11 protein-coding genes and 1 pseudogene are annotated in these 12,363 nt (G+C 61.1%); 7 read left to right on the plus strand and 5 right to left on the minus strand.

All coding sequences use genetic code 11. From position 1 onward, the window contains the following. The first annotated feature begins 175 nt into the window (after positions 1 to 175). The 4 genes from HFO71_RS22185 to HFO71_RS22200 all read left to right on the plus strand — a co-directional run bounded on the left by HFO71_RS22185 (position 176) and on the right by HFO71_RS22200 (position 4,454). Positions 176 to 1,003 (plus strand): ABC transporter substrate-binding protein, encoded by an 828-nt coding sequence (locus HFO71_RS22185; protein ID WP_077976915.1) that lies wholly within the window; start codon positions 176 to 178, stop codon positions 1,001 to 1,003. 99 nt (positions 1,004 to 1,102) lie between these two features. After that, positions 1,103 to 2,638 carry an amino acid ABC transporter permease/ATP-binding protein gene (locus HFO71_RS36210; protein WP_077977057.1) on the plus strand — a complete coding sequence of 512 codons (1,536 nt, stop codon included), beginning with the start codon at positions 1,103 to 1,105 and terminating at the stop codon, positions 2,636 to 2,638. A 95-nt stretch (positions 2,639 to 2,733) separates the two neighbouring features. Next, positions 2,734 to 3,870 (plus strand): NAD(P)/FAD-dependent oxidoreductase, encoded by a 1,137-nt coding sequence (locus HFO71_RS22195; protein ID WP_077976916.1) that lies wholly within the window; start codon positions 2,734 to 2,736, stop codon positions 3,868 to 3,870. A gap of 74 nt (positions 3,871 to 3,944) precedes the next feature. Next, positions 3,945 to 4,454: a hypothetical protein gene (locus tag HFO71_RS22200; protein ID WP_131641272.1), complete on the plus strand. Its 510-nt coding sequence runs from the start codon at positions 3,945 to 3,947 to the stop codon at positions 4,452 to 4,454. A 23-nt stretch (positions 4,455 to 4,477) separates the two neighbouring features. Here HFO71_RS22200 and HFO71_RS22205 read toward each other — a convergent pair whose 3' ends face one another. Further along, positions 4,478 to 5,206 (minus strand): endonuclease/exonuclease/phosphatase family protein, encoded by a 729-nt coding sequence (locus HFO71_RS22205; RefSeq protein ID WP_077976918.1) that lies wholly within the window; start codon positions 5,204 to 5,206, stop codon positions 4,478 to 4,480. Between the two features lie 170 nt (positions 5,207 to 5,376). Here HFO71_RS22205 and HFO71_RS22210 point away from each other — a divergent pair, with 170 nt between their 5' ends. After that, positions 5,377 to 6,339, plus strand: a complete 963-nt coding sequence (locus HFO71_RS22210) for a lysylphosphatidylglycerol synthase domain-containing protein (protein WP_077976919.1) — start codon at positions 5,377 to 5,379, stop codon at positions 6,337 to 6,339. Here HFO71_RS22210 and HFO71_RS22215 read toward each other — a convergent pair. Continuing rightward, positions 6,286 to 7,791 carry a phospholipase D-like domain-containing protein gene (locus HFO71_RS22215; RefSeq protein ID WP_077976920.1) on the minus strand — a complete coding sequence of 502 codons (1,506 nt, stop codon included), beginning with the start codon at positions 7,789 to 7,791 and terminating at the stop codon, positions 6,286 to 6,288. The two genes, HFO71_RS22210 and HFO71_RS22215, sit on opposite strands and share 54 nt — an antisense overlap. A 111-nt stretch (positions 7,792 to 7,902) precedes the next feature. Here HFO71_RS22215 and HFO71_RS22220 point away from each other — a divergent pair, with 111 nt between their 5' ends. Beyond that, entirely contained in the window at positions 7,903 to 9,153 is a 1,251-nt protein-coding gene (locus HFO71_RS22220; protein ID WP_077976921.1) for a DUF763 domain-containing protein, read from the plus strand. Positions 9,154 to 9,156: 3 nt separating this feature from the next. Here the strand turns inward: HFO71_RS22220 and HFO71_RS22225 are convergent, their stop codons facing one another. Both HFO71_RS22225 and HFO71_RS22230 read right to left on the minus strand, forming a co-directional pair. Then, positions 9,157 to 10,071: a DMT family transporter gene (locus HFO71_RS22225; RefSeq protein WP_077977058.1), complete on the minus strand. Its 915-nt coding sequence runs from the start codon at positions 10,069 to 10,071 to the stop codon at positions 9,157 to 9,159. Between the two features lie 262 nt (positions 10,072 to 10,333). Continuing rightward, a complete protein-coding gene (locus HFO71_RS22230; RefSeq protein WP_077976922.1) occupies positions 10,334 to 11,050 on the minus strand; it encodes an SDR family oxidoreductase in 717 nt (238 codons plus the stop codon). A 258-nt stretch (positions 11,051 to 11,308) separates the two neighbouring features. Here HFO71_RS22230 and HFO71_RS22235 point away from each other — a divergent pair, with 258 nt between their 5' ends. Further along, complete coding sequence (locus HFO71_RS22235) at positions 11,309 to 12,121, plus strand: AraC family transcriptional regulator (RefSeq protein WP_376774217.1); 813 nt, start codon at positions 11,309 to 11,311, stop codon at positions 12,119 to 12,121. Between the two features lie 45 nt (positions 12,122 to 12,166). On the opposite strand, the pseudogene HFO71_RS36465 reads toward HFO71_RS22235, so the two are convergent. After that, positions 12,167 to 12,252 (minus strand): annotated as a pseudogene (locus HFO71_RS36465) (type II toxin-antitoxin system VapC family toxin); the annotation flags it as partial. Positions 12,253 to 12,363: the final 111 nt, after the last annotated feature.

Below are 12,363 nucleotides of genomic sequence, written 5' to 3' on the forward strand. Positions count from 1 at the left end.
CGAGGACTACAAGAGTTGTTGACGGCCGGTCAATTGACGAGTATCAAATATGTTGTGAGACCGGTCTCTTTTTGCTGGAGACCGGTATCTTATTCAACACTCCCAGCCAGGAATACAAAGGCAGGGTGACCATACAGTGCCGACAAGAGCATTCCCTTCAGAGCGGAGAACGACGATGAAGCTTTTCAACTCACTTCCGACCATTATGGCCCCGGTGCGGGCCGGCCTCTTGACATGCCTTCTGGCGATGGCGGCAGGCTCTGCGGCCGCAGCCGACAATCCCTATAACCTGATCGAGCCCGGAACTATCAGCGTCGGCACGATGGGCGATTCCAAGCCCTATACGTTTGCGACGGCGGACGGCCAGTTCACAGGTTTCGATATCGAGCTGTTTCTCAATGTCGTCTCCCGCCTCGGCTTTCAAAAAGAAAAGGTGACGTTCACGGGCCAGGAATTTTCAGCACTCCTGCCGTCGGTGGCAAACGAAAGGTTCGACGTTGCCGTTGCTGCGATCGGAACCACTGAGGCCCGCAAGAAGACCATCGACTTTTCCGACGGCTATCTTGCCGGTTATCTCTCCGTCCTGACCCCGGACGCCGGTATCAAGGATGCCGATGGCCTCAAGGGTAAGCGTCTCGGCGTCGTGCAGGGGACCTTGCAGGAGGTCTATGCAGCCAAGAATTTCGGGGGAACCGATCTGGTGAAATTTCCCGACAACAATTCCGCCGTGGCCGCCCTCAACAACGGAACGGTCGACGCGCATTTTCTCGACTACGAGGCCGCCAAGCAATATGGCGAGCGCTATCCCGCGCTGAAGGTTGCCGTGAATATACCGTCCTTTGATGCGCCTGCTGGCTTCGTCATCCGAAAAGGAAATGATGCCTTCCGCACGGCGCTGAACGGCGCGCTTCACGACGCTATGCAGGATGGCACCTGGAAGACCCTTTACGAAAAGTGGTTCCCCGGCTCACCGATGCCGGAACAGTATCTTCCCAAGAAGTGACGCCGTAAGCCGCCTGCTCATGGCGGGCGGCTTACCAAGGCATTGCTGCTCGGCAGCCGGACGGCGGTGTCTGCCTGGCCAAAATTCATGGGGATCGGAATGAACTGGCTTGAAAATCTGCGCCGCAGCTTCCTCGACTGGGACGCCATGGCGGAAGTTCTGCCGAGCATGATCAGCGTCGGCCTGAAAAACACGCTGATCCTCGCCGCCGCCTCGACCGTGCTCGGCGTCATCATCGGTATGGCGCTCGCGGTGATGGGCATCTCGCAATCCCGCTGGCTGCGGCTGCCGGCGCGCATCTACACCGATATCTTCCGTGGGCTGCCGGCGATCGTCACGATTCTGATCATCGGCCAGGGTTTTGCCCGGATCGGGCGCGAGATCTTCGGTCCGTCGCCATTTCCGCTCGGCATCCTGGCGCTCAGTCTGATTGCCGGAGCCTATATGGGCGAAATCTTCCGGTCCGGCATTCAAAGCGTCGAGCGCGGTCAGATGGAGGCCTGCCGGGCGCTCAGCATGAGCCATGGGCAGGGCATGCGCCTGATCGTCATCCCACAAGGCATCAGGCGGGTTCTGCCGGCGCTGGTCAATCAATTCATCGGAAACGTCAAGGATTCCAGCCTTGTCTATTTCCTCGGATTGCTCGCTTCCGAGCGGGAGATCTTCCGGGTCGGCCAGGATCAGGCCGTCGTCACCGGCAATCTGTCACCGCTGCTGCTGGCGGGCGTCTTCTATCTCGTCATCACCGTGCCGCTGACCCACTTCGTCAACTATATCGATGCGAGACTGCGGCTCGGAAAACAAGGCCGCGGTTCGGGTGCTGCGAGCGGACTGGTCGAGGTGAGCGAGTTGCAGGCCGCTGCCGGCCCCCATCCCACGGGCACGGTCGAGGAAAGTACGCCGCGCTTCAAAGGCGGCGCGCTGAACATCCGCGACCTCACCATGGCCTATGGCGATCTCGACGTGCTGAAGGGTGTCGATCTCGACATCGCCGCCGGTACCGTCACCTGCATTATCGGCCCTTCCGGCTCGGGTAAATCGACGCTGCTGCGCTGCATGAACAGGCTTGTCGAGCCCAAGGGCGGCGACATCCTGCTCGACGGCGAGAGCATCCTGGCGATGAAGCCGGAGAGGCTGCGCCGGCGTGTGGGCATGGTGTTCCAGCACTTCAACCTGTTTCCCGACCACACGGCACTCGAGAACGTCATGCTTTCGCTGACCAAGATCAAGAAGATGCCGAGGCAGGAGGCGCGGCGCATCGCAGAGGTGCGTCTGGCCGATGTCGGTCTCGCAGAGCGTCGGGATCATCGGCCCGCAGGTCTGTCTGGTGGGCAGCAGCAGCGCGTCGCCATCGCCCGCGCGCTGGCCATGGATCCGGAGGTCATGCTGTTCGACGAAGTGACGAGTGCGCTCGATCCCGAACTGGTGAAGGGCGTGCTCGACCTGATGGCCGCCCTCGGCCGCCAGGGCATGACGATGGCCGTGGTGACGCATGAGATGGGATTTGCGCGCAGGGTGGCCGATCAGGTCGTCTTCATGGATGAGGGCCGCATCGTCGAGGCGGGCTGCCCGCAGCAGATCTTCGACAATCCCCGAAGCGAGCGGCTGAAGCGCTTCCTTGCCGAAGTTCTCTGAAGCGCCTGAGGCAACGAATGGCGCCCCGGTCGTCCTCACGCCGGGCGTGCCGGATTTCAACCGATCCAGCAAGAGCAGACAACAAGGTTATCGACATGAATGCTTCCTCCAAACCTTCGAACGTCGTCGTCATCGGCGGCGGCATCTTTGGCGTCTCAACCGCTGTGCATCTGGCACGGCTCGGGGTCCGTACCGTGCTCATCAATGACGGCCCGCTTGCCAACGGTGCCTCCGGCCGTTCGCTCGCCTGGCTCAACTCGGCGCGCAAACGCACCGATGCCTATCACCGGCTGCGGTTGGCCGGCATAGATCGCTACCGCACGCTGGCCGTCCGGAACTCCGACGCGCCGTGGCTGCGCTTCGACGGCGGCCTGACCTGGGATGCGGACGATGCCGGCAACGAGATTGCCGAAATCTTCGACTATGAGCGCGATCTCGGCTATCACGCGCAATGGCTCGCCCCGCAAAATATTGCCGGGGTGACGCCGGGTGTCGATGCCAGTACTGTGACGCGCCAAGGCGCGATCTTCAATCCCGGGGAGGGCTGGGTCGATCTTCCGTCCTTGATCGGCGTGCTCGCGCAGGAATTCCGCACGCTGGGCGGCGAGATCATCACGGACGCGGGTCGCGCGACGGTCGATGTCGAAAGCGGGCGTGCCCGTGGCGTTATCACAGCAGGCGGCATGCGCCGGGATGCAGATGCCGTGCTGCTTGCTGCCGGCGGCGAGGTACCGGCAATCGTGGCCGAGGCCGGTCAGCATATTGGCGATGCAACGCCTGTCGCCCTTCTCGTCCGGACCAAGCCGATCCGCCATCCGCTGAAGGCTGTGCTCAACACTCCTCGCGTCGCCATCCGGCCGACGCCCAACGGCAGCTTCGCGGTCGATTCCGCCTGGTCCGAGGAAGAGGTGAGCGTGAAGCCCGACGGCAGTTATGATGTCAGGCAATCGACGCTGGAAGGATTGCTGCGCGAGGCTTCAAACGTTCTCGAAGGCAATCCGGTGCTGGAGGTCGAAGATTATGGGGTCGGCCCGAAGCCCATCCCGGGCGACGGCGAGCCCGTCTTCGGCGAACTGCCATCGATCTCGGGTTATTTCGTCGCCTTCAGCCATAGCGGCGCCACCCTCGGCCTGATTGCCGGCGAACTGCTGGCGGACGAGATCGTCAACGGACGCCGCCATCCGCTGTTGGCGGACTTTCGGCCGGAGCGTTTCAGCGCGTCGAGAAGATGAAGGCAGCAGCGGAGGCCGATGCATCCTTCTGAGCCGTCGAGCGTTCTATCGCCAGGAACAACTGGAGACGCATCATGTTCAAGGACGAACTTGGGGACACCGGCACAAACAAGGATATGCGCGACGGCGTGGAAACCGCGCCGGCCTCCTTCGAAGAGGCGAGCATCAACCCTGATCTTATCAGACCTGAGGGTTTCGCCAGCGAGGCCGAATATCGGGCATATATTGCGACGCTCGGCGGTGGTTATGCTTCCGTTGGAGACACCGTCGAGGAGCCCCTCCCGATCTACGAGGGTCATGTCCTGGAAGGCCGTCTGCAAGAACTGAGAGAAGAACTCGAAAACCTCCGCGCTCGCCTTCACGTGATCCAACATCAGGCCGCGACCGTCGTGACGGAGAACGTCCGATGGGCCGATGCGAGCGCCCATGCGCAGCTCGGCAATCAGCCTTGGCTCAAGCTGGCAGGCGCAATGGCGGCGGCCTTCGTCGTCACGAGGGGCATCATGCGTTTGCCTTTGGGAGCCGTGGCGACGACGGCGCTACCGTTGGTGGCGGCGGCAATGAACCGGAAGCTCGCCCGATGAAAGTCGTCGGCTTCGATGACTGTTCAGGCGAAGCCGATTTCCGCGAGCAGAGGCAGGTGGTCCGAGGCGATCCTTGTGAGGCGGTTTTCCAGGACCGCCGCCTGTTTGACGATGAGATCGTCAGTGACGAAGATGTGGTCGAGGCGCATCAGCGGGTAGCGCGACGGAAAGGTCGCTCTCGGCGCGGCGCCGCCTGCGACCTGGGCATCTTTCAATGACCGTGCGGCAAGTCGGTAAGTCGCCGATGACGGGATTGCATTGAAATCGCCGCAGAGGATGGTCGGAAGAGGCTCATCCGCCGTCCCGTGCAGCCAGCCGGGATTCAGCAACGTCGTCATCTGCCGGATGCGCTCGCGGCCACGAAGGCCGAGATGGGTGTTGACGACCAGCAGTTTTCTGTCGCCGACCATTATTTCGACGGAAATGGCACCGCGCTGTTCCCCGATGGATGGCAATGGTCCGGCCTTGACCGCGCCTGTCGGCAGCGAGGTGATGATGGCATCGCCATACTGCTCCTCGGCAATCGACAGCGCCGGATGGAAATGAGCCTGCATCTTCAAAAGCGAGGCGATCGCATGGGCCTGGTCGACGCCGCCGGTCCTGCGCCTGAGAACGTCGACCTCCTGAAGAGCGACGATATCAGCCTCAGCCTCGGCGATGACAGAAGCGATGCGGCCGGGATCGAGCTTCCGGTCGCCGCCGATACAACTGTGCACATTATAGGTCAGGAGTTTGATTGATTTATCCGGCATAGACCCGCTGAAAGCTCGTTCCCCCAGGACATAGAACTTGTCCTTCGGGGGAACACAGAACTCGTTTGATCGTTCCGGATAATCTAGCCTGGAGCGCCGTGCATCTTCGGACGCACAAATGACGCTTCAGCTCTTTCAATCCTCGTATCGCGCTTCGGAATGGATAATCGATGAGCTGGAAAAGCATAATCTGGAATGGACTGCTGGTTGCCGCCCTGTGTCTTGCGGTCTTCCTTCTCTATCGCATCTTTCAACGGTACAGCCTGGATGAGATCGTCCAATCGGTTCGCAGTATTCCATTCTCGACCTTCTGCACAGCACTTCTGTTTACGGCGGCATCTTATCTCTGCCTCAGTTGCTTCGACCTCCTGGCGATCCGCTCGCTCGGCAAATCCTTGCCCTACAGGAACATCCTGCTCGCCTCTTTCGTCAGCCTTTCGCTCGGCCACAATATCGGGTTTGCCGGGTTAAGCAGCGGCGCCTTCCGCTATCGGTACTATTCGCGCTGGGGGCTGACGGCGGAAGACGTGGCGAAAGTCATCCTGTTTTGCGGTGTCACCGTGGGGCTCGGGCTCATCACGCTCGGCGGCCTTGCCATGATCATCAATCCTGGCGATGCCGGGCGCCTGTTGCGCATCGACCCTGCAAGCGTCCGTATTTTCGGTTCCCTGGCACTGGTCGTGCCGGTCGTCTATACCGGCCTGGCGTTTTTCATTCGCGGCACCTTAAGGCTGTGGCGCTGGTCGTTTCAGCTGCCGCGGTTTTCGATCTCGGTTGCGCAGGTCGGAATTGGGACGATCAACTTCATGTTCGTCTCCGCCTGTCTGCACCAGATGCTTTCCACCTTCGGCGATGTGGCCTTCTTCAGGTCGGTAACGGCTTACGTGCTTGCCAATTCGGCAATCCTTGCAACGCATGTTCCGGGCGGTCTCGGCGTGCTCGAGGCCACCGTTTCTTATGTCGTGCCGAAGGAGGCCTCGATCGGCGCGCTGATTGCATTCCGCTGCGCCTATTTCTTCATTCCGCTGGCGCTCGGCACGACGCTTCTCGTTATCAGCGAGGTGATCTTTCGGCGGAAATCACGCGGGGCGGATGAGGAGGCGGACCAGCGCGCCGAGGCCCAGTCGGTCTAGGGGTGCGAAAGGCCGAGCCGGATCGAAGAGGCCGGTGCCCGGAATCGGTGAGATGCTGCCCGACAGCTCGACGGCGAATTCCCGCAACCCCCGCGGCCCGTTGTTGAGCGTGTCGATCGCCTCGATCACCGAGCCGCTTCGCATGAAGGCTGCGGCAAACCTTTCCGGGGTGGTTCCGAGATATTCCGCCAGAAGCCGGTTGCGCAGATCAGCGATCGCGCGGCGGTGCTCGCCGTTACCGGCCTCGAACAGCATGTCGCATTCGCAATCCAGCCCTTCCGAGCGATTGTTGAGATTGGAGGAGCCGATGCGGATCAGCTCATCATCGGCAATCATTAGCTTGGAGTGGATGAGCACCTCCGCCTCTTTGTCCTTTTTCGGCACTGGCCCGGGCACGACGGGATAGTAGACGCGCAGGCGGGCTGCGCGATCGGCGCGTTTGAGGCGGCGGATGACGCGGTCGCGATTGCCGCCCATGACGATCTTTTCGATCAACCCGTGAGAGCTCCGCGTGCAGATGATGATGACTTCGGGCCCGTCCTCCTCCTGCAGCCGCGCGGCGATGGCGTCGGCGACGCGGAAGGAGGCGAGATACTGTGCCTCGATGTAGAGCTGCCGTCGCGCCCGGGCGATGACGTCCAATGTCATGGCGATGCCGTCGCTGATACCGGTGCGAAAAGCGGTTGACGGCTCCGTCAGCGCCAAGGTGACTGGGATCTCCTGCATGGAAACGGCGAGATTGGCGGGCCAGGTGAAGGGAACGCTTTCGGTCAACGGCAGGTGGCTTTCGCCTGTGGCGTCTTCCCAGCGCCGCCTGGCGACGTCGCCGATCATCCGGGCGGCATCGCCAGTGAGCATCGCCTGAACGTCATGCAGAGGATCGTAGGGCTCGCCACCGGGGTCGCGCCGCCACCTGTCCATGACGCGATGACGCCTCGTGTCCCATCGCCGCGACGTCAAATCGATGCCGCCGATGAAGGCGACAGCATCATCAATGCAGACGAGCTTCTGATGATGGCAGCCGCGCACGGTGCCTGGAAAGTCGAAGCGCAGATCAATCCTGGCATTTTTTGGAAAATCCTTCTTACGAAGCAACTGGATTGATTTGTCCGAATAGATCGGCCCGAGCGCCCAAATGAGAATGCGTATTTCGAGGTCGGGATTCGTCGCCACTGCGGAATGCAGCAGGTCAGCCAAGGTTTCGTCGGATTTTTCGGGTGCGATCCGAATGTCGGGATGGAAATCCCACCCTATGATCCACACAGTGCGTCGCGCCTGCCGCAACGCACGCGCCACTTCCGAGAAATAGCGGTTACCATTGATCAGGAAGGCGGCCCTTTCCGCATGTCCTTGCAGGAGCCATGCCATGCTTTCCTGTTTTTCGCCGCCCGGATGTTGCGCTTTTGTTCGGGTCAGGTAGGATTGATCGGACATGGTTTCAAATGCGGTCATGTTTGCCTCAGCCTCTCGACTGAGACCAAACGCGTGGAATTTAACCGGGTTCCCGATTGCAGACGCGGCTGCCGCAATGGGCGGCCCGACACACAGGATTGACACAGCAAAATGTCACAACGAGCAGGCAGCGCCGATCTTCCTCTTCACGGGGGACGCGTGCCGCATTGGCTCGGCGACCGAATGACGCGGCTCGGGACGCTGATCACCGAGGCGATCGTCCATCATTATGGCCGCGACGAATTCCTGCGCAGGCTCGCCCATCCATTCTGGTTCCAGTCCTTCGGCGCGGTCATGGGCATGGATTGGCATTCCTCCGGTATCACCACCAGCGTTCTCGGCGCGTTGAAGCGCGGGCTGAAGCCGCGGGCCGGCGAACTCGGCCTGCATATCTGCGGCGGCCGCGGCGCGCATTCGCGCAAGACCCCGCAGGAGCTCGTCTCGATCGGCGAGCGTGTCGGTCTCGACGGCGAGGGGCTCGCGACCACGAGCCGTCTCATCGCCAAGGTCGACAGCGCCGCCCTTCAGGATGGGTTCGATCTTTATCTGCACGGGTTCATTGTCGCCGATGACGGCCATTGGGTGGTCGTGCAGCAAGGCATGAACGGCGACAGGCGGCAGGCCCGGCGCTATCACTGGCTGTCCGAAGGGCTGGAGAGCTTCGTGGATTCGCCGCATGCGGCCATCGAGGGACGGAACCAGGGCGAGATCGTCAACCTCGCCGACCGGCGCGCCGAACGCTCGCGGCGTGGTCAGCTTGATCTGCTCGCGACCCTCGGGCCCGACCGGATCATCCGCGAAGCCGCTGCCTTGCTGCGTGCCGAAGAGCCGGCGCCCGAACCTGCCGAACAGCCGATGCTGCCGCACCTGATCATGCCTGCCCATCATGATGTCCGCGAGAGCGACGTCAACATGCGGCGCCTGCATGGAAATCTGGCTGCCGCGGCCGACCGCGGGCCGGCGGATTTCGAAGAGCTGCTGCTCGTTCCAGGCGTCGGCGCCCGCACAGTGAAGGCGTTGGCCATGGTGGCGGAAGTCGTTCACGGCGCCCCCTGCCGCTTTTCCGACCCGGCGCGCTTCTCGATCGCCCATGGCGGCAAGGATCGCCATCCTTTTCCGGTCCCGCTCAAGGTCTATGACGAGACGATCGCCGTGATGAAATCAGCGGTGCAGAAGGGCAGGCTGGGACGCGAGGAGGAGTTGCAGGCGCTCAAGCGTCTGGACGATCAGTCCAGGCAGATGGAACGCTATGTGACAGGTCCCGACCTCAAGGAAATCATCGCCGGAGAATTCCGCCAGTCTGCCGATTTCGGCGGCCGGAGCGTCTCCGGTTGGGAGGAGCCGGAAACCCATGGGAATTAGCTTTCAATGGCCGTCGGGCGGGACGGCAGCTGGAACCGTCTCTTTCAGATTCTTCCGGTGGAAGATGAAGAGCCCTGCAACGACGATGATTACGGCGCCGATGATGATCTGTGCATCGGGAATATCGTCGAAGAAGAGGTAGCCGAGGACGATCGCCCAGAGCAGCAGCGTATATTGCAGCGGCGCGAGCAGCGATGCCGGTGCGAGCTTCAGCGAGCGCGTGATGAGCAGATGTGCGCAGGTGGCGACGATGCCGAGCAGCAGCATGCCGGACCAATCGATGAGCGTTGCCGGCTGCCAATGACCGATGCTCAAGACGATGCCGGTGATGAGCGCGGCGATCGTCTGCCATGTTACCAGCGTCGTGTCGCTGGTCGAGCGCAGATAGCGGCTCATCACCAGCGACAGTGCAAAGGCGAAGCTGCCCGCAAGGCCAAAGAGCGATGGAAGCGACAGCATCGCCGTGGACGGACGCAGCGCGATGACGACGCCGGCAAAGCCGATCAGAACGGCAAGCCAGCGGCGCCAGCCGATCTTCTCCCCGAGAAAGAAATGCGAAAGCGCCGCGATATAGATCGGTCCGGCCATATAGAAGGTCATGACGTCTGCGAGCGGCAGATAGGCGACGGCGGCATAGAATAGGGCGACATCGCAGGTCGCCATGAAAACACGGATGAACTGCAGGCCTTTCTGCTCGACGCGAAACAAGGCCATCGGCCCTTGCCGGAGGATCATTGGTCCGAGCACGATGAAAGCGCCGACCGAGCGGATCACCAGCACCTGGCCGACGGCAAAGCTGGCGACCAGCCATTTGCCCATTGCATCGTTCAGCGCAAAAAGCAGATCGCCAATCAGCATCAGCACGACGCCTGTTATGATCAGGTTTCCGGCATCGGCTACGCCAGTCTTGGTCGTCATCTTTGGCATCCTCGCAAAACGGCCGCGCATGCGCGGCCGAGTGCGGCTTCTGCCTTAACACTGCCGATGTCAATGGTCAGTTTGAAGCGCCTGTACCCGAATTTGTCATAGGGGTATGGCGAGCGACCGTCTTCGTTCACCTTGACCGACAGCTTACCTCTCTGATCGGGGCGCCGTGCCGTACAGTCGTGGAGCCAGCGATTAAATTGGCCGTCTTTAGGAAAAGGGCGCACCGCCGCCCGCCCTAAACATTAAGTCAGGCTCACCAAGGTAGCGTGCCCTTGTCATTGATGAAGGCACCCGTCTGGCCGTCGTTCGCGACTGCAAGCTGGACAATGATCTCAGCCGCCTGCTCGACCGTCCGATAGCCTGTATTGCCGTTAAAATCGGTCTTCGTGTATCCGGGATCCGCGCTGTTGACCCTGATGCCGAACGACGCGAGGGCCTTGGAAAACGATACGGTCACTGCGTTGAGGGCCGTCTTCGAGCTGTTGTAGCCCAGGCTGTTCACACCATAGAATTCGCTCTCCGGGTCTGTCAGGGCGCCAAGCGAACCGAGCTCGCTGCTGACGTTGACGACATTGGCGGAACCCGCTGCTTTGAGCAGAGGCAGGAAAGCTTGCGTAATTCGAATCGGCCCGAACACGTTGATCTCGTAGACCTGACGGATGTCGTCTACGGTCTGATCCGCCGGGTCGATGAATGCTCCGGGTATGCCCGCATTGTTGACCAGTGCGTCGAGCTTGCCGTCTTCCTGTCTGACACGATCCGCGGCTGCCTTCACACTTGCGTCGTCCTCGACGGCAATTTCAAGGAAGCGCACATCGTGACCCTGAGCTCGCAAAGCTTCCGCCGCACTCTCACCGCGCCCCGCATCGCGGGCACCAAGCCAAACACGATAACCCATTCCCCCGAGCCGTCGAGCGGTTTCAAAGCCGATGCTCTTGTTGGCGCCGGTGATCAATGCATTCTTCAACATGGTGGTTCTCCATTCTGGTTGCCCGTCCAATATGAGCAGGCGCCTTTCCGGCCGCGTGCCAAATTCTATTGAACTCTTGCCTAATCCTGCTGAAAGACTTGCGCGCGTTGGAGGAGGGTGCAATTTAACAGCATGGACAATGTGGGCGAAGAACTAAGGTCCCTGATCGAGAGGCACTCGCGTGGCGGTCGTACGACGACCGCCATTCCACGCGTCGGTTTGCTAAGAGCAGAACGCACGACTGAGCCGACGGCAGGCATGACGGAGCTTGTCATATGCTTGGTGTTACAAGGCGCCAAGGCAATCACTTGCGGCGAGAACGTATTGCACTATGGAGCGGGCAGCTACTTCGTGGCCTCGGTCGAGGTTCCTGTCTTTGGCAGAATATCCGAAGCGAGCCTCCAGAAGCCATTTCTCGGCGTCGGGTTCAGCTTTGACGCCCGTAACATCGCCGACCTTCTGATTGAGATGCCTGATGTTCACGATCCGGAATTCTTGTGTGGCCTCGGCGTGAGTCCGACCGATCCTCAGCTCGAGGAAGCGTTTCTACGGATGATGCGACTTCTCGATAGGCCAAACGAAATTTCCGTCATGGCACCAATGATTGAGCGGGAAATCCTGTTCCGCCTATTGCGGGGACCGCAGGGAGCGAAGCTGCGGCAGATCGCACAGATCGACGGCCGCCAGTCTCAGGTCAGGCGGGCGCTCGCCTGGATTCGCGAAAACTTCACGGAATCTTTCAAGGTCGAAGATCTGGCGCGGATGACGGGAATGAGTGCTTCGGTGTTCCACCGCCATTTCAAGGCGGCAACGACCATGACGCCCATCCAGTATCAGAAGCGGTTCCGTCTCCACGAGGCACGCCGCCTGTTGCTCGAGACTCCGGGCGACGCCGCCCGTGTCGCTTTCGCCGTCGGCTATGAAAGCGCGTCCCAATTCAGCCGGGAATACGGGCGGCTGTTCGGACTTCCGCCCGCCCGCGACGCAAGCCGGCTTCGCGCGAAACCTGTTGCGCCGGTGACGTCGGACGCATCAGACGATGCGGTGACAAGTTTCGGACGCGCAATCTAGCGAGCCTCGTGATAGCATTGTTTCAGGATTTGGCTGGCATGTCATCCATAAGCCCGCTCGCTGATCAAGGAGCACCGATGGCAGCAAGTGGGCATCCATGAAGCCATGCCCATGATGAAAATGTCATGACGTCGTGCGTGGCGACCACCATAATGCCATGAAGCAGGCCAAGCCGTTCCCGCGGGCGTGGGAGAGTACCGCTGACGCGCCTTTGAGCAGCAACGACAAAGACCGTCGGCGGC

Source organism: Rhizobium laguerreae, from assembly GCF_019778565.1.
Lineage (GTDB): Bacteria > Pseudomonadota > Alphaproteobacteria > Rhizobiales > Rhizobiaceae > Rhizobium > Rhizobium laguerreae.